Source organism: Streptomyces aureocirculatus (assembly GCF_000720475.1).
Lineage (GTDB): Bacteria > Actinomycetota > Actinomycetes > Streptomycetales > Streptomycetaceae > Streptomyces > Streptomyces aureocirculatus.
Map to the genome: position 1 here is coordinate 1 of NZ_JOAP01000025.1, position 24851 is coordinate 24851.

General features: G+C 72.7%; 16 protein-coding genes. 4 read left to right on the forward strand and 12 right to left on the reverse strand.

Annotated elements, in window-relative coordinates; all coding sequences use genetic code 11:
• Positions 1-375 precede the first annotated feature (375 nt).
• From IG78_RS0122940 to IG78_RS0122965, 6 genes are all read right to left on the reverse strand, one after another.
• Positions 376-1923: a GMC family oxidoreductase gene (locus tag IG78_RS0122940; RefSeq protein WP_030566173.1), complete on the reverse strand. Its 1548-nt coding sequence runs from the start codon at positions 1921-1923 to the stop codon at positions 376-378.
• Positions 1924-2033: 110 nt separating this feature from the next.
• On the reverse strand, positions 2034-2618 hold the full coding sequence (locus tag IG78_RS0122945; RefSeq protein WP_030566175.1) for a TetR/AcrR family transcriptional regulator: 585 nt from the start codon (positions 2616-2618) through the stop codon (positions 2034-2036).
• Positions 2619-2666: 48 nt separating this feature from the next.
• A complete protein-coding gene (locus IG78_RS0122950) occupies positions 2667-3683 on the reverse strand; it encodes an aldo/keto reductase (protein WP_030566176.1) in 1017 nt (338 codons plus the stop codon).
• Positions 3684-3725: 42 nt separating this feature from the next.
• Positions 3726-5189, reverse strand: coding sequence for an MFS transporter (locus IG78_RS0122955; RefSeq protein ID WP_030566178.1), 1464 nt, complete (start codon positions 5187-5189; stop codon positions 3726-3728).
• Positions 5190-5236: 47 nt separating this feature from the next.
• Positions 5237-6433 carry a tRNA dihydrouridine synthase DusB gene (dusB, locus tag IG78_RS0122960; protein WP_078965343.1) on the reverse strand — a complete coding sequence of 399 codons (1197 nt, stop codon included), beginning with the start codon at positions 6431-6433 and terminating at the stop codon, positions 5237-5239.
• 66 nt (positions 6434-6499) lie between these two features.
• The gene (locus IG78_RS0122965; protein ID WP_030566183.1) at positions 6500-7366 is read right to left on the reverse strand and encodes a helix-turn-helix transcriptional regulator; all 867 of its coding nucleotides are present in this window, start codon (positions 7364-7366) and stop codon (positions 6500-6502) included.
• Between the two features lie 203 nt (positions 7367-7569).
• Between IG78_RS0122965 and IG78_RS0122970 the strand changes: the two genes are divergently transcribed.
• Positions 7570-9081, forward strand: coding sequence for an MFS transporter (locus IG78_RS0122970; RefSeq protein WP_030566185.1), 1512 nt, complete (start codon positions 7570-7572; stop codon positions 9079-9081).
• Between the two features lie 117 nt (positions 9082-9198).
• Here the strand turns inward: IG78_RS0122970 and IG78_RS42565 are convergent, their stop codons facing one another.
• The gene (locus IG78_RS42565; protein ID WP_037685872.1) at positions 9199-11295 is read right to left on the reverse strand and encodes an amylo-alpha-1,6-glucosidase; all 2097 of its coding nucleotides are present in this window, start codon (positions 11293-11295) and stop codon (positions 9199-9201) included.
• Entirely contained in the window at positions 11292-12803 is a 1512-nt protein-coding gene (locus IG78_RS0122980; RefSeq protein WP_078965345.1) for an MGH1-like glycoside hydrolase domain-containing protein, read from the reverse strand. Before IG78_RS0122980 ends, IG78_RS42565 begins: the two co-directional genes overlap by 4 nt.
• A gap of 190 nt (positions 12804-12993) precedes the next feature.
• Here IG78_RS0122980 and IG78_RS0122985 point away from each other — a divergent pair, with 190 nt between their 5' ends.
• From IG78_RS0122985 to IG78_RS0122995, 3 genes are all read left to right on the forward strand, one after another.
• Positions 12994-14277, forward strand: a complete 1284-nt coding sequence (locus IG78_RS0122985) for an ROK family protein (RefSeq protein ID WP_078965348.1) — start codon at positions 12994-12996, stop codon at positions 14275-14277.
• A 429-nt stretch (positions 14278-14706) separates the two neighbouring features.
• Positions 14707-17397: a pyruvate, phosphate dikinase gene (ppdK, locus tag IG78_RS0122990; protein ID WP_030566193.1), complete on the forward strand. Its 2691-nt coding sequence runs from the start codon at positions 14707-14709 to the stop codon at positions 17395-17397.
• Between the two features lie 271 nt (positions 17398-17668).
• Entirely contained in the window at positions 17669-19228 is a 1560-nt protein-coding gene (locus IG78_RS0122995; protein ID WP_225882165.1) for an alpha/beta hydrolase, read from the forward strand.
• Positions 19229-19458: 230 nt separating this feature from the next.
• Here IG78_RS0122995 and IG78_RS0123000 read toward each other — a convergent pair whose 3' ends face one another.
• The 4 genes from IG78_RS0123000 to IG78_RS0123015 form a co-directional block, all read right to left on the reverse strand.
• Entirely contained in the window at positions 19459-20295 is an 837-nt protein-coding gene (locus IG78_RS0123000; RefSeq protein ID WP_030566197.1) for a carbohydrate ABC transporter permease, read from the reverse strand.
• 4 nt (positions 20296-20299) lie between these two features.
• The gene (locus IG78_RS0123005) at positions 20300-21214 is read right to left on the reverse strand and encodes a carbohydrate ABC transporter permease (protein WP_030566199.1); all 915 of its coding nucleotides are present in this window, start codon (positions 21212-21214) and stop codon (positions 20300-20302) included.
• Positions 21215-21294: 80 nt separating this feature from the next.
• A complete protein-coding gene (locus tag IG78_RS0123010) occupies positions 21295-22557 on the reverse strand; it encodes an ABC transporter substrate-binding protein (protein WP_030566201.1) in 1263 nt (420 codons plus the stop codon).
• Between the two features lie 216 nt (positions 22558-22773).
• Positions 22774-24693: an APC family permease gene (locus tag IG78_RS0123015; RefSeq protein WP_037685874.1), complete on the reverse strand. Its 1920-nt coding sequence runs from the start codon at positions 24691-24693 to the stop codon at positions 22774-22776.
• Positions 24694-24851 lie beyond the last annotated feature (158 nt).

Consider the following 24851-nt stretch of genomic DNA (forward strand, 5'->3'; position numbering starts at 1 on the left):
GGGGCGCCCCGTCAGGGGCGCGGGGAACTGCGCGCTCGGCCACGAAGCACTCGCACGGTTGAGACGCACCGTTGCGCGGTGGGGCAGTGCGCCGTTGCGCTGCGGCCGTACGCGGCTGCGGGTGTGATGTGGCTGGCCGCGCAGTTCCCCGCGCCCCTATCGGGGCGCCCCGTCAGGGGCGCGGGGAACTGCGCGCTCGGCCACGAAGCACTCGCACGGTTGAGACGCACCGTTGCGCGGTGGGGCAGTGCGCCGTTGCGCGTACGCGGCTGCGGGTGTGATGTGGCTGGTCGCGCAGTTCCTCGCGCCCCTATCGGGGCGCACAGTTCCCCGCGGCCTGGCAGGGCCCCCGCGGCCGTGCGGGGTGTGCGGAGGCTAGGTGGTGCGGACGAGGTCCGCTGCCTTCTCCCCGATGGCCATCACGGCGGCGTTCGTGTTCACGGACACGATCCGCGGCATCACCGACGCGTCCGCGACGCGCAGCCCCCGGGTGCCCCGCACCCGCAGCTCGGGGGTCACCACGGTCGCCGCCGCCCCGGCGGGCCCCATCGCGCAGGTGCCCGCCAGGTGGAAGTACGGGCCCGTGGCCGCCGTCAGGAACGCGCGCAGGTCCGCCGGGTCCGCCACCCGGGCGCCCGGGAGCACCTCCCGGGCGCCCCACTCCGTGAACGGACCGGCGGCCGCCACCTCCCGGGCCACCTCGATCCCGTGCAGCATGCGCCGCACATCGGAGGCGTCCCCGAGGTACCCGGGGTCGATCAGCGGGGGTGTGTCCGGGTCCGCGTCCGCCAGGCGTACCGAGCCGCGGGCGCGCGGCACCGTGGCGACGCCGAGGGTGAAGCCGTTCTCCGGGCCCGCCATCGTCGGCGGGTGGTACGGCACATGGATGAACATGAGCTGCATGTCGGGGCCGGGGAGCGAGGCGTCGCTGCGCCAGGCGAGGGAGGCCTCGGAGAGGTTGACGCGGCCCGCCGGGATCGGCCGCTCGGCCGCGTACACCAGACCGCACAGCGGGTGGTCCTGAAGGTTCCCGCCCACGCCCGGAAGATCGTGGCGCACCCCGACGCCGATCCGGCGCAGCTCGTCGGCGGGCCCGATGCCGGACAGCATGAGGAGGCGGGGCGAGTCGACCGCGCCCGCGCAGACGAGCACCTCGGCGCGGGCCCGCACCGTCCGCCGCTCGCCGTGCCGTACGAACTCCACGCCCGTGCACCGGTCCCCGTCGAAGAGGAGCCGGTGCGCGCGGGAGTCCGTGGACACCGTCAGGTTCGGGCGGCGCCCGGCGACCGGGTGCAGATAGGCGTCGGCCGCGCTCTGCCTGACCCCGTCAAGGACGGTGATGTCGTGCAGGCCCGCGCCCTCCTGGCGGTGGCCGTTGAAGTCGTCGGTGCGCGGATGCCCCGCGGCTTCCGCGGCGGCGACGAAGGCGAGGGAGAGCGGGTTGACGTCGGCGTCGGAGGCGGGCGACGGACGCAGGGGCCCGCCCTCGCCGCGCGGGCCGCCGTTCCGCCCGGAGGGCACCGCCTCCATGCGCCGGAAGTACGGCAGCAGGTCGTCGAAGCCCCAGCCGTCGCAGCCCGCCGCCGCCCACGCGTCGTAGTCCGCGCGGTGGCCGCGCAGGAACACCATGGCGTTGATCGCGCTGGAACCGCCGAGGGTCCGGCCCCGGGGGCAGGGCGGTGCGAGCCCGCCGAGGCCCAACTGCGGCACCGTCGCGTAGCCGTGGTCCACGTCGGTGCCCCACAGCGACGGCCACGTGAACGGCGTCGCCAGGTCCGCCTTCGGCTCGCGGGGGCCCGCTTCGAGGAGCAGCACGCTGGTGTCCGCGTCCTCGCTGAGCCGCGCGGCGAGCACACACCCGGCCGATCCGGCGCCGACGACGACATAGTCGGCCTCCGTCAACTCGCCTGACCCTGAAGCCACTTGACCCCTCCTGATGCCCTTGATGCCCGGTCCACCGGGTTCAGAAAATCAGGCGGGGCGCAGGGGGGTCAGCGGAACGGGAGAATCAGGCGTGACACCTTGTCCGGGCCTTAGGGGCGCAGGCCTCGGACGAGCAGGTCGAGCAGCGCCTCGAAGGCGCCCTCGGCACCCGGGCGCGACCAGTCGGGCGCGTACGCCGGGTCGTGGTAGCGGGCCGTGGCCTCGAACAGGGCGCGGGCCGCGACCTCGGGCTCGGGCGCCGCGAACTCGCCGCCCTCGACGCCTTGCCGCACGATCGCGGCGAGCTGACCGGTGAGGTCCGCGATGTGCTCGTCGACGACTTCGCTGGCCTCGCCGACCAGGACCGTGTACGTGGCGAACAGCTCGGGGTCGTCGCCCGCCTTGTGCTGCTTGGCCTCGAAGAGCCCGGCCAGCCAGCGCCGCAGCCGCTGCTCGGCGGGGCCCTCCGCGCCGACCACGCCGGACAGGGCGTCCGACGTCCGGTCCAGCCACCGCTTGGTGACCGCCTCGCGCAGCGCCGCCTTCGTACGGAAGTGGCGGTACACGCTGGCGTGGCTGACGCCGAGCGCGCGGGCCACGTCCACCACGGTCGCCTTGGCGGCGCCATGGCGGCGCAGCACCTCCTCGGTCGCGGCGAGGATGCGCTCGGCGGTCAGGGTCCCGGTCGTAGCCATGCTCAAGAAGGTACCCGCAGGCGGTTGCCCGCCTGCCGCCCGGTCATGTCAGTGCTCGCTGTCGAGGTGCGCCATCTGAGCCTCGGGGTAGCGGGCGCCCGCGACGGCACCGGCGGGGACGGCCTGCTCGACCGCGGCGAGGTCGGCGTCGTCGAGCGTGATGTCCAGGGCGCCGAGGGCCTCGGCGAGGCGGTCGCGGCGGCGGGCGCCGACCAGCGGCACGATCGCGGCACCGGACTTGGGGCCCTGGGCGAGGACCCAGGCGATCGCGGTCTGCGCGACGCTCACGCCCTTGTCGTCGGCGATGGCGCGCAGGGCGTCGACGAGGTCCAGGTTGCGCTGGAGGTTGTCGCCCTGGAAGCGGGGGCTCATACCGCGGAAGTCGCCCGCGGCGAGCTGCCGGTCCCGGGTGAAGTGGCCGGAGATCAGGCCGCGGGACAGGACGCCGTACGCGGTGACGCCGATGCCGAGCTCGGCGGCGGTGGGCAGGATCTCGGCCTCGATGGAGCGGGAGATCAGCGAGTACTCGATCTGGAGGTCGGAGATGGGGGCGACGGCAGCCGCGCGGCGCAGCGTGTCCGCGCCGACCTCGGAGAGGCCGATGTGGCGCACATGCCCCTTCTCGACGAGCTCGGCGATCGCGCCGACGGTCTCCTCGACGGGGACGTCCGGGTCGAGCCGGGCGATGCGGTAGACGTCGATGTGGTCGACGCCGAGGCGCTGCAGGGAGTACGCGGCGAAGTTCTTCACCGCGGCCGGGCGCCCGTCGTAGCCGTACCAGCCGCCGTCCGGGTCGCGGAGGGCGCCGAACTTCACGCTGGTCAGGGCCTGCTCGCGGCGGGCTGCGGGCGCCGAGCGCAGGGCTTCGCCGATGAGCAGCTCGTTGTGGCCCATCGCGTAGAAGTCGCCGGTGTCCAGGAGGGTGACGCCCGCTTCGAGGGCCGCGTGGATCGTCGCGACGGACTCCGTGCGGTCGGCTTCGCCGTACAGCGCGGACATGCCCATGCAACCGAGGCCGATGGCGGAGGTGGTGGGTCCTGTGGTGCCGAGGGTGAGAGTACGCATGGCAACCACCTTGCACCCGCGGCTGACAGATTTCAAGTTTTGTTATCTGTTTTCTGTTTGTTGTAACTTGTCAGCCAGTTCGTCGCTGAGCTGCTCCGCCGTCCGCCGCGCCGTGCCGCGCGCCCAAGCGCCGCTGCTCAGCGCCCCGAAGACGAGCACCGCGAACCCGCAGCCCGTGATCACCCACCAGGCGGGACGGCTCGCCCCCGTGAAGTCGTCCGCGTACGAAGCGGTGTGCGCGACGGCCACCCCGGAGGCCAGGACCGCGCCGATGACCGCGACCCCGAGGGTCTGGCCGATCTGGCGGCTCGTGGACGCCACGGCGGCGGCGACACCCGCCTGGGCGCGGGGCATACCGGCCACCGCCGTGTTGGTGATGGGCGCGTTCACGAAGCCGAAGCCCACGCCGAACAGGACATAGGCGAGCACCCGGCTGGGTGCCGCTTCCTCCGCCTCGAAGGCCGCGAAGAGCACCCCCGACGCCGTCATCGCCACGCCCGCGACGAGCAGCGACAGACGCGGCCCCCGGCTGCCCACGAGCCGCCCCGACAGCGGCGCGCACACCAGCGTCATCGCCGCCATCGGCAGCATCCACAGACCGGCGTGCAGGGCGTCGAGACCGCGTACGTCCTGGAGGTAGAGGGTGGTCAGGAACAGGAAGCCGCCGAGCGCGGCGAACGCGGCGATCGCGATCACGGTGGCGCCGCTGAACGGCGCCGAGCGGAAGAAGCGCAGCTCGATCAGGGGCTCCGCGCGGCGCGGCTCGTACAGGACCAGGCCCACGAGGGCCGCCACCGCGGTCGCCGCGAACGTCATGATCAGCGGGGACGTCCAGCCCGCCGCCGGCGCCTCGATGATCGCGTATGTGAGGGCGCCGAGCAGGCCGATCACCAGGAGCTGGCCCACCGGGTCGGGACGGCGCGGCTTCGGGGCGCGGGACTCGGGGACGTACCGGGCGGTGAGGAGGAGGGCCGCGAGCCCCACCGGCAGATTGACCCAGAAGATCGCCCGCCAGCCCACCGAGTCCACGAGCAGCCCGCCCACCAGTGGCCCCGCCGCCATGGAGATGCCGACGACACCGCCCCACACCCCGATGGCGCGGGCCCGCTCGCGCGGCTCGGTGAACGTGTTCGTGATGATCGACATCGCCACCGGGTTGAGCATCGACCCGCCCACGGCCTGCACCGTGCGGAACGCCACCAGGCACTCCAGGTTGGGCGCGAGCGAACACAGCACCGAGCCGAGCGTGAAGACGACGAGCCCCGCCTCGAACACCCGGCGCCGCCCGATCCGGTCCGCCGTCGAGCCCGCCGGCATGAGCAGCGAGGCGAGGACGAGGGTGTAGGCGTCGATCGTCCACTGCATGCCGGACACACTGGCCTCGAACTCCCGGCGCATCGTGGGTAGCGCCACGTTCAGGACGGTGTTGTCGAGGCTCACGATCAGCAGGCTCATACAGCAGATCGCGAGCACCAGCATCCGGCGCCGGTGACTGAGCTCGGGCATACCGCCGACCGTAACCCCAGGCACGGCCCGGCGTTTGCGGCGGGCTGTCAGCCCCCGGAGGTGTCCAGTTCGGCGTCGGCGGAGATACCCGCGCAGTCGTAGGGGTCCTTCAGCCAGCCGTCCGGCAGGACCACGCGGTTGTTGCCGGAGGTGCGGCCGCGGGGCCCGTCGGCGCCCAGCGGCCAGCCCTGGTCGAGGTCGAGCTCACCGAGGCCGTCCTCCAGCTCGGCGAGCGAGGACGTGACGGCGAGCCGCTTGCGCATCTCCGAGCCCACCGCGAACCCCTTCAGGTACCAGGCGACGTGCTTGCGGAAGTCGATGACCCCCCGCGCCTCGTCACCGATCCACTCCCCGAGCAGCGTGGCGTGCCGCAGCATCACGGCGGCGACCTCCCGCAGCGAGGGAGCCGCGGGCGCGCCGGTCCCCTCGAACGCGGCCACCAGGTCCCCGAAGAGCCACGGCCGCCCCAGGCAGCCACGCCCGACCACGACCCCGTCGCACCCGGTCTCCCGCATCATGCGCACCGCGTCCGCGGCCGACCAGATGTCGCCGTTGCCGAGCACCGGGATCTCCGGGACGTGCTCCTTCAGGCGGGCGATCGCGTCCCAGTCCGCCGTGCCGCCGTAGTGCTGCGCCGCCGTCCGCCCGTGCAGGGCGATCGCGGTCACGCCCTCCTCGACGGCGATCCGGCCCGCGTCCAGGAACGTGATGTGGTCGTCGTCGATGCCCTTGCGCATCTTCATGGTGACCGGCAGGTCCCCGGCGCCGCTCACCGCCTCCCGCAGGATGGCCCGCAGCAGATGGCGCTTGTAGGGCAGGGCGGAGCCGCCGCCCTTGCGGGTCACCTTGGGGACGGGGCAGCCGAAGTTCAGGTCGATGTGGTCGGCCAGATCCTCTTCCGCGATCATGCGGACGGCCTTGCCGACGGTCGCCGGGTCCACCCCGTAGAGCTGGATCGAGCGCGGCTTCTCGCTCGCGTCGAAGTGGATGAGCTGCATGGTCTTCTCGTTGCGCTCGACCAGCGCGCGCGTGGTGATCATCTCGCTGACGAACAGACCCTTGCCGCCGCTGAACTCCCGGCACAGCGTCCGGAACGGCGCGTTCGTGATCCCGGCCATCGGCGCGAGCACCACGGGCGGCTGGACGACGTGCGGGCCGACGGCGAGCGTGGGCGGCGGCGCGGGTCGCGCGGGCGACGACGGCTGCGGCGTCAGCGCGGGCGGCGGCGTCAGCGGCTGGGACATCGGGCGGCACTCCGGGAACGTACGGGACAGGGCAAGCTCCCATTGTCCCTCACCGGGCGCGCTCCTCTACGCCAGCTCCGCGAGCCGCCCGAGCCGCTGCTCCGTCTCCTCGTCGGCGGGCACATAGGCGACGAGGCGGTGCGCCTGCGGCTGCGGGGCCATCCACAGGTTGCGGTGCTCCAGCCTGAGCAGCCCCACCTCGGGGTGCCGGTACCGCTTGACGTGCGGTGACATCGTCGCCACCTCGTGCCGCCGCCACAGCTCGCGGAACTCCGCGGACACCCGCAGCAGCCCGTCGAGCCGCTCCTGCCACGCGGGCTCCGCCACATGCTCGGCCATGCCCGTGCGGTACTTGGCGATCAGGTCGCGCAGCATCTCGTCCCGGTCGAGGAACGACTCGCGCCAGTGCTCGCTGGTGGTGAGCAGCCACAGGCAGTTGCGTTCGCGCGGCGGCAGCTCGGTCAGCTCGCCGAAGAGCTGCGCGAAGGGCCGGTTGTGCGCGAGGACGTCGTACCGGGCGTTCTGGAGGGTGGCCGGGTAGGGCGCGATGGTGTGCATCAGGCGCAGCGCGGTCGGGGAGAACAGCGGGCACTCGTAGTCGTCGGGGCGCGGGTCGACGACACCGGCGAGCACGAAGAGGTGGCCGCGCTCGGTCGGGTCCATGAGGAGCGCGCGGGCGATGGCGTCCAGGACCTGCGCGGAGACCCGGATGGCCCGGCCCTGCTCCAGCCACGTGTACCAGGTGACCCCGACCGCGGACAACTGCGCGACCTCCTCGCGGCGCAGCCCCGGCGTGCGGCGGCGGGCGCCGCGGACCAGGCCGACCTGCTCCGGCGAGATCCGCTCGCGGCGGCTGCGCAGGAAGGCCGCGAGTTCCTGGCGCCGGGTGACGGCGTCCGTGGCGGGTGGCTCCCCGGGCGGCTGCGCGGACAACTGCGCGGCCGCCCGGGCGGGCGTGTACGCGGAAGTCCTCGGCTCGGCGACGGTGGTCACGGGCTCTGCGGTGGTGCTCACGGGCTCTGCGGTGGTGGTCACGTCCCCAGCCTTACGCACCCCGGACCTCGTTGCCAGGTGCGCCTACTACCAGGATAAAGACACTCTGGTACCCCTCTGGGCGAGCGCTCATCGTCGTATCCGTGACTGTGACGACAGACGACGGCACTCAGCCGCGTACCCGAACCGCTTCCCCGCATCCCGCGCACCCCGCGCACCCTTCGGACCCCTCGCGCCCCTCGCGTCCCCCGCACCCTCCACACCTGGAGACCGCCGCCCTCACGCCGCTCGGACTGGTCACCATCCTGCTCGGCGCCGCCCTGCCGATGGTCGACTTCTTCATCGTCAATGTGGCGCTGCCCGACATCGAGGCCGATCTGCACGCCCCCGCCGCCACCCTGGAGATGGTGGTCGCGGGCTACGCCGTCGCCTACGCCGTGCTCCTCGTGCTCGGTGGGCGGCTCGGTGACACCTACGGCCGGCGTGCGCTGTTCCTGTGGGGTGCCGCGGCCTTCGGGCTCACCTCGCTGGCCTGCGGGCTCGCCCCGACGGCCTGGTGGCTCGTGGCGGCGCGCGTGGCCCAGGGCGCGGCGTCCGCGATGATGCTGCCGCAGGTGCTCGCCACCATCCACGCGACGACCAGCGGGGAGCGGCGCGCCCGGGCCGTCTCGCTGTACGGCTCGGTCGGCGGGGTCTCCATGGTGCTCGGGCAGATACTCGGCGGCGTCCTGGTCGCGGCCGACCTCGCGGGCACCGGATGGCGCATGGTCTTCCTGGTGAACGTGCCGGTGGCCGCGCTCGCGCTCCTTCTCGCGGTCCGCTCGGTGCCGGACAGTTGGGCGGAGCGGCCCGCGCGCGGGGATCTGGCGGGCACGGTGCTGCTCGCCGTGTCCCTGACGGCGTTCCTGCTGCCCCTCACCGAGGGCAGGGCCGCGGGCTGGCCGCTCTGGTCGGTCCTCACACTGGCCGCGGCGCCGTTCCTGATCTGGGCGTTCGCGGCCGTGGAGCGACGCGCGGAGGCGGGCGGCGGCAGCCCGCTCCTGCCGCCGTCCCTGATGCGCGAACCCGGCGTCCGCCGGGGCCTTTTGATCGGCCTGCCCATCTTCATCGGGTTCAGCGGCTGGATGTTCGTGAGCGCGGTGACGCTCCAGAAGGGGCTCGACTACGGCGCCCTCAAGGCAGGGCTGACCCTGATACCGATGGGGGTCGCCCAGTTCGCCGCGTCGCTGTTCGCGCCCCGTCTCGTGCACCGGCTCGGGAGTCGGGCCCTGACCCTGTGCGCGCTCGTGCACGGCACCGGTGTGGCCGTGCTCGCCCTGACCGTGCTGTGGGCCCCGTGGTCCGCCCTCACACCACTCGCCCTGGCGCCGGGCCTCGCCCTGTGCGGCTTCGGCCAGGGCATCCAACTGCCGCTGTACTTCCGCATCCTGCTGTCCGCCGTGCCCGCGGCGCGTGCGGGCGCCGGGAGCGGGCTCGCGGCGACGGCCCAGCAGTCCTGCCTCGCGGTGGGCGTGGCCACGCTCGGCTCACTGTTCCTGGCGATGGAGTCCGGCACCGGCCTGCGCGAGGCCTTCGCGACGGTCCTCGCCCTCCAGCTCGTGGGCCTGCTCGCCCTCGCCGCGCTGAGCCTGCGGCTGCCACGGGAACTGGCCTGAGGCCCCGGGCCTGCCTCGCGGGGCCGCGACTCTCCGTACGGAACCTGGCTGGACGTCCGGGAAGACGGTGCCGTACGCCGTGGGCACAGCGAACGCGGAAGGGTCCCGGCAGGGGTGTCAGGGGGCGCCCACCGCCGTCAGCAAGGCCAGTGGGGTCGCCGATGTGCGGGACACCCGGGTGCAGGCGTGGGGGTAGGGGACGGGGGTGGGGTGGGCGGTGCGGGTGTAACCCGCGAGGACCTCGGGGAGGCGGCCTGCCGAGGCGCCGGCGGCGTCGACGAGGGCACGGGCGACGACCCGTGCCTCGTCGTGCAACCCGTACCGCGCGAGCCCGAGCGCGATGAGCGCGTTGTCGTGGGGCCACACCGACCCCCGGTGGCAGGAGAGCGGATGGTAGGCCCCCTGCCCCGCGGCCAGCGTCCGCACCCCCCACCCCGAGAAGAAGTCCGAGCCGAGCAGCCGCCGCCCCACCGCCTCCCCGTACTCCTTGTCGAGGAGCCCGGACCACAGCAGGTGCCCCGCGTCGGAGGCGAGCGCGTCCACCTGCCCGCCGTCACCGTCGAGGGCGAGTGCGGGAAACCCCTGCGCGGCCATCCAGAAGTCCCGCTGGAACCGGTCCCGCAGCCCGGCGGCGACCCGCTCCAGGCGGTCGGCGTACGCGGTGTCGTCCCACACGGCCCCGGCGAGCCACGCCGTGCGCCGCAGCGCGTCGTACGCGTACCCCTGCGCACCCGCGGCCATCACGGGCCCGGGAGCACGCGTGCCGTCGGCGCCGCAGATCGCACCGGGGGAGTCCTTCCAGTTCTGGTTGGCGGGACCGCCCTCGTCCGCGCGGTGCACGAGATAGCCGTGCGAGGAGAGCCCGCCGTGGTCCAGCATCCAGTTGACGGCGGCACGCGCGTACGGCTGTAGGCGCCGGGCCGTGGCCGTGTCACCGGTCTGCTCGGTGTACGCGCCGAGCAGCACGAGGAACAGCGGCGTGGCGTCCACCGAGCCGTAGTACCGCCGGAAGGGAACCTGCCCGAAGTGGGCGAGCTCCCCGTGCCGCACCTCGTGCACGATCTTGCCGGGCTGCGCCGCACCGCCCTCGGCGTGCTCGGTCGCCTGCGTCGCGGCGAGCGCCGACAGCGTCGCCGAGGCCAGGCACGGCAGGTACGGCAGCGCGAACAGGGACGTCAGGAGCGTGTCGCGGCCGAGCAGCGTGAGGAACCAGGGCACACCCGCCGCGGGCACGCTCACCTCCTCGCCGTCGGGTCCGCGCGCGGGCACTTGGAGCGAGGCCAGGTCGGCGACGCCGCGCGTACAGGCCGCGGACAGTTCGGGCCAGTCCGCGGGGAGCGGTACGGCGGCCAGGAACTCGCGCTTCTTCGCCGCCAGTTGCCGCAGGGCCGCGGCGGGGGAGCGCGGCGGTGCGGGCCGCGCCGGTGCGCCGTGCGGCCGGGCCGTGACCGTCAGGGCCATGTCGGCCGACCCGTGCGCCGCCAGGTCCAGGGTCCACACCAGGCGCCTGGCACCGGTCCCCGTCTCCTCGACGGCGTCCGGCGCGGGCTCGGCGGTGACGGCCGTGCGGGCCAGCCAGTCCCCGCGCCGGTAGCCGAACTCGACACCGGCGACGCTCTCGGGACGCGCCCGCCCGTACGCCCCCACGGGCCGCCGCACCCCACCACGTGCGCCGACGAGTTCCCGTACGCCGCCCCTCGGCCCGCCCGGACGGCCGTCGCCGCCGTCGGGCGCCGCGAGGACCCGGCGCGACCTGACCGCCCCCGTCTTCGTGTACGTACGGTGGTCCGCGCGCAGCTCGAACTGGTCGGCGAAGTCGGCGTCGGCGGTGAGCGCGAGCCGCAGCGTCGTCGGGACGGCGCGGTTGCTGATGATCCGCAGGGCCTCCACCAACGCGCCCTCCACGACGGCCTGTTCACGGAACAGTGTGTACCCGGGCGGCTCCTGGCGCCCGCCCCGCGGCACAAGCACGCAGCGCGCCACCTCGCCCTCCGTGCCCGCGCCGCCCCCGGCGTCCACGGTCACCGGCGTCAGCACCTCGGGGACGGCGCCGTCCACCGTGAGCTGCCAGCGGCTCAGGTGCCGTGCGTCGCGCACGAACAGACCGTCCGGCTCGGCGTTGCCCGACACGCCCCTGATGTCGCCGCCCGCGCCCACCGCGGCGAACGTCGTTCCGTGCACGAGCAGTTGGTGCTGCCTGCCGTCGTCGGTCATTTCCGTGCCCCCTTGTCGTGCGAGTCGTGCGAGTCGTGCGGGTCGTGCGGGTCGTGCGGGTCGTGCGGGGCCTGCGAGTCCTGGGAGGTCTGCGGGGCCTGCGAGTCGTGCGGATGGCGCCCAGCTCGCACGGCCACGCTCAGGTCCAGGGCGAGCGCCGCGGTCCAGCCGAAGCCGCGGGCGCCGCAGCCGGCTCCCGTGTACGGATCCACGTACTCGGCGAAGTCCGACGCCACGGCCGTGTCGAGCAGCGCGGCGCGCAGCCCGTCCGCGTGCTCCCGCTCGCCGTGCAGCCGCAGCCCGCGCTCGACGAGCCAGTTGGTGTTGAACCAGGCGGGACCGCGCCAGTAGCGCCGCGCGTCGAACGACGGGCTGAGCAGGTCGTGGCTCGGCACGAGGCGGGCCCGGCCGCCCAGCTCGAAGTGCGGGCCGCGCGCCGTGCGCACCAGGGCGGCGGCGACGGCACGCGGCAGCCCCGCCAGGACGAGCGGGACCAGGCCGGTCGTCCCGAACTCACCGATGAGGGCCCCGTCCGGGCCTCCCGCCGACAGATCGCGGCACCGGAAGATCCCCGCCACCGGGTCCCAGAGCCGCTCCACCAGGACCCGCGTCAGCCGCTCCGCACGCTCGTGCCGGGCCGTCCCGGGGACACCGAGCTCGGCGGTGATGTGGGCGAGCGCGTGCTCGGAGGCGATCAGGAGGGCGTTGAACGAGGGGTCCTCGACGGCGAACCCGGGCCGCCGTCCGGGGCCGGTCCCGTACCCGTTGTCGCGGTAGTCCGCCGCGAGCCGTACGTACCGGCCGTAGTCGAGATCCGTCGGCCGGTCCGCGGGGGAGCCGTGGTCGAGGTCGGCGCGGCGGAACGTACCGGGACGCGCGGGCGGCACGCGGCTCAGCGGGCCGTCCCAGCAGGGGCTGTTGTCCATGCCCTGCTCCCAGGGGTGGACGACCGCGGCGAGCCCCGCGCCGCCGAGGTCCCTGTGGTGCAGCAGATGGCGGTGCCAGGCGGCGAGCCGCGGCTGTAGTCGGGCGAGGAAGGAGCGCGCCCGGGAGAGGCCGGGGTCGGCCAGGTGCACAAGCCAGGCGGCGAGGGCGTGCACCGGGGGCTGCACGATGCCGGAGGTCTGCACGGCGGTGGGAGCGCCCGCCGCGCGTCCCGCGGCGGTGGAGCGCCAGAAGTCGGGGCTCGGGAAGTACGCGTCGAAGGAAACGGAGGGGTTGAACACGATGTGCGGCACCCGGCCGTCGCCCCACTGCGCGGACAGCAGCGTCTCCAGCTCCACCTGGGCGCGCAACGGCGACAGATGGCGCAGGCCGATCGCGACGAACGCGGAGTCCCAGGACCACTGGTGCGGATACAGCGCGCGGGAGGGGACGGTGGAGGTGCCGGTCCAGTTGGCCGCGAGGACCCGGGCGGCGCCCTCGCGCAGCGCGGGGGGCGCGCCGGGCCGTGCCGGACCGGCGCCGGGAAGCCGGGTTCCGGCCCTCGTCGTGGTCGTACCGTCCACGCGTCACTCCCGAAGCCGCCGGCCGGTCGTCGTGGGCCTGGTCGGGGGCCTGTCAGTTTGGTTACGGGAACCATAGAGTTACGTCTGCTCAACACGCAAAACCCATCATGTTACGCGGAGTTGACGCACACAAGACGTCGCACGGCCCGGCGCGGGGCGGGCCGGAGGGCCGGAGGAGGGGACAGGGGGCATGGGGAACGGGACCGGCGGGGCCGACAGGACCGGCGGGACCGACAGGACCGGCGGGACCGACGGGGTCCCGGCACGTCCGGTGGTCGCCCCCCAGGCGAGCGCGGGCGATCTGCTCCATCTGGTCCGCAGCGGCCGCGCCACCACGCGGGGCGCGCTGCGACAGGCAACAGGTCTCTCCCGGGCGACCGTCGGGCAGCGGCTCGACCGGCTTTTCCGCGCGGGCTGGCTGCGCGAGGGCGCGGGCGGCCCGGTGGCGTCCCCGCTCGGTGGCCGCCCCCCGGCCCGCCTGGAGTTCGACGCGGCGCACGCCGTGGTCCTCGCCGCCGACCTGGAGACCAGGCACGCCCGTACGGCGCTGCTCACCCTCACCGGCACGGTCATCGCCGAGCGGGGCCTGCCGCTGCGCGTCGACGAGGGCCCGGAGAAGGTGCTCGACCGGCTCGGCGTCGCGTTCGGGGAACTGGTGCGCGCGGGCGGCAGGGGCCCTGAGGCGGTGTGCGGGATCGGGCTCGCCGTGCCCGGTCCCGTCGACAGCGGGACCGGCCGGGTGGTGCAGCCGCCGATCATGCCCGGCTGGGACGGCTACGACATAACGGGCAGGCTGGGCCGCGCCTTCACCGACCACACCGGCGCCGCGGCCCCGGTGCCGGTGCTCGTCGACAACGACGCCAACCTCATGGCGTACGGGGAGCAGCGCACCCACCACCCGGACTGCTCGGCGTTCGTCCTCGTCAAGGTCTCCACCGGCATCGGCGCGGGTGTCGTCGTCGACGGCGGTGTCTACCGTGGCGTCGACGGCGGTGCGGGCGACATCGGGCACATCCGGGTGCCGGGCGGTGCGGAGGAGCTGTGCAAGTGCGGCTCGTACGGCTGTCTGGCCGCCGTGGCCAGCGGCCGGGCGGTGGCGGCGCGACTCAGGGCGGCCGGGGTGCGGGCCGCGTCGGGGCGGGACGTGCGGGAGCTGCTCGCCGCCGGGCACCCCGAAGCGGTGGGTCTCGCGCGGGAGGCGGGGCGGCAGGTGGGCGAGGTGCTCGCCACGGTCGTGACGCTGCTCAACCCCGGCGTACTGATGATCGCCGGAGATCTGGCCGGAACTCCCTTCCTCACCGGGGTGCGGGAGCTGCTGTACCAGCGGGCGCTGCCGCGCTCCACGGCTCACCTGGAGGTCGTCACCTCGCGGCTCGGTGAGCGCGCGGGCCTGGTCGGGGCGGGTGCACTGGTGGTGGAACACCTGTATGCCCCGGAACGGGCGGAGGCGCGGCTTGCCGCGCTCGGCGTCTGAGGGGGTGCGTGCCGAGATCCGGCGCTCTCAAACGGCGTGATTCTCGCCACCCCTGAAGGGTGTTGCGCTCAGATGAGCACCTGACGGACGGGTGAAGGGTGGCTGCACTTCTCCAAGGGGTGGCACTCAGTGCCATCGCTCGATCATTTACGAGTCGAACTCACATCTGAGTGTGTCGCGCTCATCTGAGCGAAAAAGCAACCATGCACACAGCGCCCCTTCAAGACTTGAACACGACGCGCCCGCCTTCGCTACCGCCGAGTCACTTTCGATCTAGCGGCGGACGGGTGGTTACGACCGTGTGACCCACAAGTGGACGTACCCAGACGCCTTTGATCTGGGTATGTTCCTCGCCGTCAGGGCAGCCACCGCGTCCTCGAGGAGTCGAGACCCGTGTCGGAAAACAAAGATCCCCACGTAGCTCAGGGCATGAAGTTCGTGTTCGACTTCACCGAGGGCAACAAGGACCTCAAGGACCTTCTCGGCGGGAAGGGCGCCAACCTCGCCGAGATGACCAACCTCGGCCTGCCGGTCCCGCCGGGCTTCACCATCTCCACCGAGGCCTGCAAGGTCTACCTCGACAGCGGGGACGAGCCCGCGGCACTGCGTGACGAGGTGAGCGCGCACCTCACCGCCCTTGAGAAGAAGATGGGCAAGAAGCTCGGCCAGGCCGACGACCCGCTGCTCGTCTCCGTGCGCTCGGGCGCCAAGTTCTCCATGCCCGGCATGATGGACACCGTCCTGAACATCGGGCTCTCCGACAAGTCCGTGCAGGGCCTGGCCAAGCAGGCCGGCGACGACCGCTTCGCCTGGGACTCCTACCGCCGCCTCATCCAGATGTTCGGCAAGACCGTCCTCGGCGTCGACGGCGAACTCTTCGAGGAAGCCCTGGAGAAGGCCAAGGACGCCAAGAAGGTCACGGTCGACACCGACCTGGACGCGGCCGAGCTGAAGAAGCTCGTCACCAGGTTCAAGAAGATCGTCAAGGCCGAGGCGGGCCGTGACTTCCCGCAGGACCCGCGCGAGCAGATGGACCTCGCCATCCACGCGGTCTTCGACTCCTGGAACACCGAGCGCGCCAAGCTCTACCGCCGCCAGGAGCGCATCCCGCACGACCTCGGCACCGCCGTCAACGTCTGCTCCATGGTCTTCGGCAACCTCGGCCCCGACTCCGGCACCGGCGTCGCCTTCACCCGCGACCCCGCGTCCGGGCACCAGGGCGTGTACGGCGACTACCTGCAGAACGCGCAGGGCGAGGACGTCGTCGCGGGCATCCGCAACACCGTGCCCCTCGCCGATCTGGAGCGGATCGACAAGAAGTCGTACGACCAGCTCATGCAGATCATGGAGACCCTCGAAACGCACTACAAGGACCTGTGCGACATCGAGTTCACCATCGAGCGCGGCCAGTTGTGGATGCTCCAGACCCGCGTCGGCAAGCGCACCGCGGGCGCGGCCTTCCGCATCGCCACGCAACTCGTCGACCAGGGCCTGATCGACGAGGCCGAGGCGCTCCAGCGCGTCAACGGCGCCCAGTTGGCCCAGTTGATGTTCCCCCGCTTCGACGAGGACGCCAAGGTGAAGCAGCTCGGCCGGGGCATCGCGGCCTCGCCGGGCGCCGCCGTCGGCAAGGCGGTGTTCGACTCATACACCGCCATCAAGTGGTCGCGCTCCGGCGAGAAGGTCATCCTGATCCGCCGCGAGACCAACCCCGACGACCTGGACGGCATGATCGCCGCCGAGGGCATCCTGACCTCCCGCGGCGGCAAGACGTCCCACGCCGCCGTGGTCGCCCGCGGCATGGGCAAGACCTGCGTCTGCGGCGCGGAGGACCTGGAGGTCGACACCAAGAGGCGCCGCCTCACGGTCAACGGCCACGTCGTCGAGGAGGGCGACGTCGTCTCCATCGACGGCTCCACCGGCAAGGTGTACCTGGGCGAGGTGCCCGTGGTCCCGTCGCCGGTGGTGGAGTACTTCGAGGGCCGTATGCACGCGGGCGCCGACGACGCCGACGAGCTGGTCCAGGCCGTGCACCGCATCATGGCGTTCGCCGACGGCAAGCGCCGGCTGCGGGTGCGCGCCAACGCCGACAACGCCGAGGACGCGCTGCGCGCACGGCGGTTCGGCGCCCAGGGCATCGGCCTGTGCCGCACCGAGCACATGTTCCTCGGCGAGCGCCGCGAGCTGGTCGAGCACCTGATCCTCGCGGACACCGAGGAGGAGCGCGAGAACGCCCTGAAGGAGCTCCTGCCCCTCCAGAAGCGGGACTTCGTCGAACTCTTCGAGGCCATGGACGGCCTGCCGGTGACGGTCCGCCTCCTGGACCCGCCGCTGCACGAGTTCCTGCCCGACATCACCGAGCTGTCCGTGCGCGTCGCCCTCGCCGAGTCCCGCAAGGACCACAACGAGAACGACCTGCGCCTCCTCCAGGCCGTGCACCGGCTGCACGAGCAGAACCCGATGCTTGGCCTGCGCGGTGTGCGCCTCGGCCTGGTCATCCCCGGCCTGTTCACCATGCAGGTACGGGCCATCGCGGAGGCCGCGGCCGAACGCAAGGAGGCCAAGGGCGACCCGCGTGCGGAGATCATGATTCCGCTCGTCGGCACCGTCCAGGAGCTGGAGATCGTCCGCGAGGAGGCCGAGCAGGTCATCGCCGAGGTCGAGCGGACCACCGGTGTGCACCTGAAGCTGGCCCTCGGCACGATGATCGAGCTGCCGCGCGCCGCGCTCACCGCGGGGCAGCTCGCGGAGGCCGCCGAGTTCTTCTCGTTCGGTACGAACGATCTCACCCAGACGGTGTGGGGCTTCTCCCGCGACGACGTGGAGGCCTCCTTCTTCACCGCCTACCTGGAGAAGGGCATCTTCGGCGTCTCCCCCTTCGAGACGATCGACAAGGACGGCGTCGGCAAGCTGGTCCGCGACGCGGTGGCGGCAGGACGGGCCACCCGCCCCGACCTCAAGCTCGGCGTCTGCGGCGAGCACGGCGGTGACCCGGAGTCGGTGCACTTCTTCCACGAGGTGGGCCTGGACTACGTCTCCTGCTCCCCGTTCCGCATCCCGGTCGCCCGCCTGGAGGCAGGCCGCGCGGCGTCGTCATCAACGGGCAGCGACCACCGCTAGCACCCACCGGGCAGCCCCCGCTGCCCGAGGCGTCCACCGGCAGCGCCCGCTGCCCGAGCCGCTCCCGGCAGTCCCCGCTGCCGACCGCCAGAAACCCCGGGCCCGTCGCCGTGTCCCCGACCCTCAACCGATGCGGCGATGGTCCCGGTCCTCGAAGGAGGGGCGGCACCTTGTGCGGAGGTGCCGCCCCTTCGGCGTGGGCGGAGGGAGGTAAGACGCCCCGGTACGCGTCCAACTGGTCGTACGCAGAACCGACCAGAAGGAGTGTCACGTGCAGAAATCGGTATATCGGCGGCGGCTGGTGCCGGTGCTCGCGGTGGGAGTGCTCGCCGGGCTGGCGCCGGGGCTCGGGGGCGGGGCGGCCTCCGCTGTTGACGGAGTGGCCCGTTCCGAGGGGACGGGAGCCGATCGGCTCGCGTCCTACACCCAGCAGAAGCTCACCTGGAAGCGGTGCGCCGCCGACAAGCCCGCCGCCTTTCAGTGCGCGACCCTGAAGGTGCCCCTCGACTACCGCGCGCCCGCGGGCAAGCGGATCGACGTGGCGATATCGCGCGTCAAGACGAGCGTGCCCGGTAAGCGGCGCGGTGTGCTGACCTTCAATCCGGGCGGGCCCGGCGGGCCGGGTCTCGACATCCCCCTGGAAGCATCGCAGGGTCTGCCCAAGGCCGTGCGCGACCAGTACGACCTGGTCGGCTTCGATCCGCGCGGAGTCGGCAAGAGCACTCCCGTCAAGTGCGGGCTCGGGGCCGACGAGTTGTCGTACCCCCGCGTCACCCGCTCCGCCGCCGACGTCGCCGCCAACGAGGCCTGGGCGCGGTCGGTCTCGGACAAGTGCAGGGCGGCGGCCGGCGATCGGCTGCCGCACAACAGCACCCGCAACACCGCCCGCGACATGGACGTCCTGCGCGCCGTCCTCGGCGAGAAGAACCTCAACTACTTCGGCGTCTCGTACGGCACCGCCCTCGGCGCCGTCTACATGCAGCTCTTCCCGCACCGCGCCGACCGGTTCGTGCTCGACAGCGCCGTCGATCCGGGCCGGATGTGGCGTGGCATGTTCCGCATCTGGGCACCGGAGGCCGAGCGCGCCTTCCAGCGGTGGACGAAGTGGACCGCCGGGCGGGACGCCACGTACCACCTGGGCGCGTCCCCTGCCGCCGTCGAGCGGACCTTCTGGAAGCTCGTCGCCCGCGCGGACGCCGATCCGATCGTCATCGGTGACGCCAAGCTCGACGGGCCCGCCGTACGGGACGTGCTGCGGCCCGCGTTCTCCAGTGTCCGCGAGGGGGCCGAGGCCGTGGTGCAGCTCAAGAACGCCGCCGAGGGGCGGGCCGTGCGGGATCTTCGTGTCGCCGAGCAGCCCGACGACAACGAGGTCGCCAGCCAGTTGGCCGTCGTGTGCGCCGACGCGTCCTGGCCTCGTGACCCCGACACGTATCGGCGTGACGCCTTCCGCGACGGGGCCCGCTTCCCGCTGTACGGCGACTTCGCGTCCAGCATCACCCCCTGCGCCTTTCTGCCGCGGGGGGCCGAGGCCGCCACCGAGGTGGACAACCGCGTCAAGTCGTTGATCGTGCAGAACGAGTGGGACTCGCAGACTCCGCTTGTCGGGGCGCGGGCCATGCATCGGGCCCTCAAGGGGTCGCGGATGGTCACCGTCGATGAGGGGGAGGGGCACGGGGTGGTCTTCGGCGAGGTCCGTAACTCCTGCGCGGAGAACGCCGCCATGGGGTACCTGGCCAGTGGCAAGCTCCCGTCCCGGGATGTCACCTGCCATGCTGCGCCCGGGCAGCGCCGGGCGGAGTCCGCTCCGCGGGCCTTCGCGGGGCGGTAGGCGGTACCTCGCGGGGCGCCCCAGTCCCGCCCCTTCACCGTAACCAGGGGCGCTGCGCCCCCTGGACCCCCGCTTGTCGGCGCTTCGCGCCTCGTCCTCAAACGCCGGACGGGCTGAAAAACTCAGCCGCGCCGGAAGACTCTGCCGCACCGGCGAAGGTCTGCGCCGGTCCGGCGTTTGAGGACGAGGCGCGGAGCGCCGATGAACCGCGCAGGCCACCGCACCCCGCGCTACTCCTCGATCCCCGACCGCTCCACCCCCGCCACGATCCACCGCTGGAAGAACAGGAACACCACGAGCAGCGGCACGATCGAGATGGCGGCGGCGATGAAGAGTTCGTGGAGGCGGATGACCTGGGAGGTGGAGAAGGAGGCGAGGGCCACCTGGACGGTCCAGGCGTCGCGGTCCTGGCCGATGACCAGGGGCCACAGGAAGGAGTTCCAGGCGCCGATGAAGACGATGGTGCCGACGGCGGCGAAGGCGGGGCGGGAGTTGGGGACGACGATGAGCCAGTACGTACGCCAGTAGCCGAGGCCGTCGACGCGGGCGGCGTCCTCCAGTTCGCGGGGGAAGCCGAGGAAGTACTGGCGGAAGACGAAGCAGGCGAAGGCCGAGAAGAGGGTGGGGATGATCAACCCGCGCAGGGTCGAGACCCAGCCGAGGGATGAGACCAGGACGAAGCTGGGGACGAAGGTGACGGCGGCAGGGACCATCATCGTGGCGAGGATGGCGTAGAAGACGCGGTCGGCGTGGCGGTAGGGGATGCGGGCCAGGCCGTAGCCCGCGAGGGAGGCGAGGAGGAGGGTGCCGAGGGTGGTGAGGACCGCGATCACGGCCGAGTTGACCAGCGAGCGCGCCATCGGGACCGTCGAGTCCTCGAAGAGTTCCGTGATGTTCGACCAGTGCAGGGTCGAGGGGAAGAACGTCCAGTCGGGCGCGGTGATGTCCTGCTCGGCGGCGAGGCCGTTGCGCAGCAGGAGATAGAAGGGGATCAGGAAGAGCAGGGCGAGGGCGATGAGTAGGGTCATCCGCAGGGCGCGGCCCACCTTGACCCAGGCGTCGTACACGGCGTCAGTCCTCCTTCCTGCCGAGCCCGAACCAGCGGGCCTGGCCGATGGTCACCACGGCGATGACGAGGGCGAGGAGCACCGCGCCCGCGCTGCCGAGGCCGAGGTTCTGGCCCTGGCCGAGCGCCGTGTAGTAGAGGTAGACCAGGGGTGGGCGGGCGTACGGCGGGTAGCCGCGGGAGTCCGAGAGCAGGTTGTAGAACTCGTCGAAGGCCTGGAAGGCGTTGATGACGAGGAGCAGGGCCACCGCGACGGATGTGGCACGCAGTTGGGGCAGCGTGATGTGGCGAAGCACCTGCCAGCCCGGTCGGGCGCCGTCCACGGCCGCCGCCTCGTAGAGGGTGGGCGAGATGCGTTGCAGGCCCGCCAGGAACAGGATCATGTAGAAGCCCGCCTGGAGCCAGAGGCGGACGGTGACGATCACCAGCCAGTACCAGGGCGGGTCCGTCGTCGAGAGCCAGGCCGTCTGGTCGGCGCCGAACCAGCCGAGCACGGTGTTGGCCAGGCCGAACCGCACCCCGTTGAAGAGCGACATCTTCCAGATCAGGGCCGCCACGACATAGCTGCACGCGGCGGGCAGGAAGAAGACCGAGCGGAGGAAGGCCTGGGCCCGGCGCGTGCGGTTGACCATCAGCGCCAGGGAGAGCGAGAGCACGAACGTCGTCGGCACGATGAAGGCCGTAAAGACCACGAAGGTCCACAGGCTGTCCGTGAACGCGTCGTTCCGCAGCATCGACGTGTAGTTGTCGAGGCCTACGAAGTCCGTGGGCGAGACGGTGTTGTGGGCGTCGAAGAAGCTGAGGTAGACGCTCCAGCCCAGTGGTACGTACGTGAAGACGATCAGGCCGAGCGCGAACGGGCCGACGAAGGCCCAGAACCACAGGGTGCGGTTCTGCGGCCCGGCGAGACGGCGCCACAACCGCGCGCCGGACGTGCCGGATGCGTCGGGCGTGCCGGGTGGGCCATGCGTGCCATGCGTACCGGGAGCGCCGGGCGCGGTCACGAGGACTTCTTCTGCACGCGGTCCAGCTCCGCCGACACCTTCCGTACGACGGACCTCAACTCGCTCTCCGGGTTCGCGCCGGACTTGATGATCCGGCTGAGGGCGTCCTGGTAGGCGACCCGGCTCGCCGGGGTCCAGCGCAGCGGCTCGGCGTACCCGTGCTCGGTGGAGTAGCGCACCGCGTCCGCCGCCGCGCCCTCGGTGAGCGCGTCGGCCTTCTTCGCGAGGGAGAGGCGTGCGGGGATGTGGAAGCCGTACGAGAGTGCGAAGTCCCGCTGGTACTCCGTCCTGTCGATCCACAGCCACTTCACGAAGTCCTTCGCCTCCTTCTTGTGCGCGCTGCGGGCGCTGACCGCGGCGCCGTACGCTCCCACCGGCACCGCGGGCTTCCCGCCGGGCCCGGCCGCGGGGAAGGGCAGCACCCCGAAGTCGTCGCCGAACGCCTTCTGGACGGCGGGCAGCGCCCAAAGGCCCGACCACTGCATGGCGGTCAGCTCCTGCACGAATGCCGACGGGTCCGACCAGTCGGAGGGCGCGCCGAGCAGCAGCGACTTGTCCTCGTACAGCGTGCGCAGCGCGGCGAGGGCGCGGGCGGCGGCCGGGTCGTCGAAGCCCACCTCGCCGTCGTCGGTCACCAGCGTCAGGCCCGCCGCGTACAGGGGGGTGCCGCCGAGCGCGCCCGCGCCGCCGTCGTTCCCGAGGAACAGCCCTTTGACCTTGTCGCGAGTCAACGCCTTCGCCGTGTCGACGAGTTCGTCGAGCGTCGTCGGCGGTTTGCGGCCCGCGTCGGAGAGGAGGCTCTTGCGGTAGTACAGGACCTGCATGTCGACCACCTGCGGGATCGACCAGATCCGGCCGTCGTGCGTCTTCGGGGCGAGCACGACCGGGTTGAAGTCGGCCTTCACGTCGTCGTCGAACAGATCGGTGAGGTCGACGACCTGACCGCCCCGAATCTGGTCCAGGGTCGGCCCGTTGACCTCGAAGACGTCGGGTCCCGACTTGGTGAGGAGCGCGGCGGCGGTCTGCTCGTCGTAGTTGCCGGGGCGCCACTGCACGGACACGTCCGCCTTGTCGTACGCGGCGGCGTACCGCTTCACCGCCTGTTCGGTGCCTGGTTCGCCGTACTGGTGGTACCACTGGGACAGCTTCGGGCCCTTGCCGCCCGAACCGCCGCCGTCGCGTCCCGTGTTGGACCCGCACGCCGTGAGCAGGCCGAGCGCGGCCCCGGATGCGAGCAGTGTCCTGCGGCTGATGGTCATGCCGTTTCCCCCTGTGCGCTGGTTCGTCGGGTACGTGCCGGGCCCAACGATCAACCATGGGGGAGGATTACGACAGACGGATTGCGGCCGCGTGTCGGGGTGCCCGAGGGACGCCGCCCGAGGGATGGCGCCCGAAGGGGCGCGGGGAACTGCGCGACCAGCCCCCACCAACCCGCGGACGGCGAAGAGGAGAGCGAGCCCCACGGCGGGCAGCCGTCACCGCCGAGCGCCCACCCGGAACCGCAACCGGCAGATCACCGCATCCGTCTCCCGCCGCACCGCGTGCGCAAGCACCGCCCCACGCTGGTTCTGCAGCAGCCGCTCCCACACGTGCGCGGGCTCCACCTCGGGGATCAGCACGGTGACCCGGGTGCCCGGGTGGTACCGGTACACCCGCTGCACGTACGCGGCGACGGGACGGCCCACCGTGCGGGTGGGGGACATCAGCTCCACCAGGTCCACGCCGGGGTTCCACAGCTCCCAGTCGCGGCGCAGGTTCTCCGTGGCGCGCCGGTCCTCGGGGTCGTCGTGCGAGACCGTCACGGCCCGCACCTCGTCGCCCAGCGACACCGCCGCGTTGAGGGCCTCGCAGGTCAGCCGGGAGAGACCGGAGACGGGCACGATGACCAGGGAGTGGTCGCGGTGCGGCGGCTCGGGCACCCGGCCGAGGCCGAGGTTCTCGCCGATGCGGCCGTAGGCGCGGTGCACCACCTCGAAGACGACGACGATCGCGGGCAGCGCGAGGACGATCAGCCAGGCGCCCTCGGTGAACTTCGTGGCGGTCACGACGACCGCCGCGATCCCGGTGAGGACCGCGCCGAAGCCGTTCAGAAGCGCCTTCGCGGGACGGCCCGCCGCGCGCCAGTGGACGACCATGCCGGTCTGGCAGAGCGTGAAGCCGACGAAGACGCCGATCGCGAACAGCGGCACGAGGGTGTTGGTGTCGCCGCCGGAGAAGACGAGCAGGACGGCGCCCGCGACGGCCAGGGCGAGCACGCCGTGCCGGTGCACCTGCCGGTCGGCCTTCAGGGCGAACACATGTGGCAGGTAGTTGTCCCTGGCAAGGAGGCTCATCAGGACGGGAAGGCCGCCGAAGGAGGTGTTGGCGGACAGCGCGAGCAGGATCATCGTCGCGAACTGCACGACGTAGAAAGCCCAGTTGTGGCCGAGGGAGGCGTCCGTGAGCTGGGCGAGCACGGTGACGCCCTCGACCGGTTGCAGGCCGAAGCGGGAGATGAGGACGGACAGGCCGATCAGCATCACGCCGAGCAGGGCGCCGAGCGCGACCTCCGCGTGCTGGGCGCGCCTGACGCGCGGGGCCCTGAAGGACGGCACGGCGTTGGCGATCGCCTCCACGCCGGTGAGCGCCGAGCAGCCGGACGCGAAGGCCTTGAGCAGAAGCAGCGCTCCGACCGTGGTGGCGTTGTCGGCGAGCACGGAGGCATGGCCCGCGGACGCCTCGGTGGAGACGGGCGCCGCACGGAAGAGGCCGACGGCGACCAGGGTGAGGATGGCGCCGACGAACACCGCGGTCGGGGCGATGAACACCCGCGCCGAGTCCACGATGCCGCGCAGGTTGACGCCCGTGATGACGACGAGGACGCCCAGGCACAGCCACAGCCGGTCCCCGTACAGCTCGGGGAAGGCGGAGGTGAGGGCGGCGACCCCGGCGGTCACGGCGACGGCGACGTTCAGGACGTAGTCCAGGACGAGGGAGGCGGCGGCGACGAGTCCCGCACGGCGGCCCAGGTGGGTCTTCGCCGCCGCGTAGCTGCCGCCGCCGTCCGGGAAGGCCGCGACGACCTGGCGGTAGGACGCGACGAGCACGGCGAGCAGGGCGGCGATCGCGAGGGTCACCGGCAGCGTGAAGCCGAGGCCGTGACCGCCGGCCGCGGCCAGGACGAGCACGATGGCCTCGGGGCCGTACGCGACGGACGCCATGGCGTCCAGGGACAGGGCGGCCAGGCCCTGCAGGGCGGTGAGGCGGTGCCGCTCACCCGGGTCGGGGGCGCTGGTGCCGGGGACCTCCGCGAGTGCCGGGGCGCTGGTGCCGGGGACCTCCGCGGGTGCCGGGGCGCCGGTGCCGGGGGCTGCCGCGGGTGCCGGGGCGCCGCTGCGCCGGGAAACGGTCGTCATGCTGGGCCTTTCCTCCTGGTCGGCCGGTGCGGTCGTGCCCCGGGCCGGTCCAGCGTCGGCGCCCGTGAGTGGGGGAGCGGCACCCCTTGGCGACTCCTTGACGGGCCCGGGTCACCTCTTGACGCCTTGTTGAGGGGGAACGTCAACTGCGCGTAAAG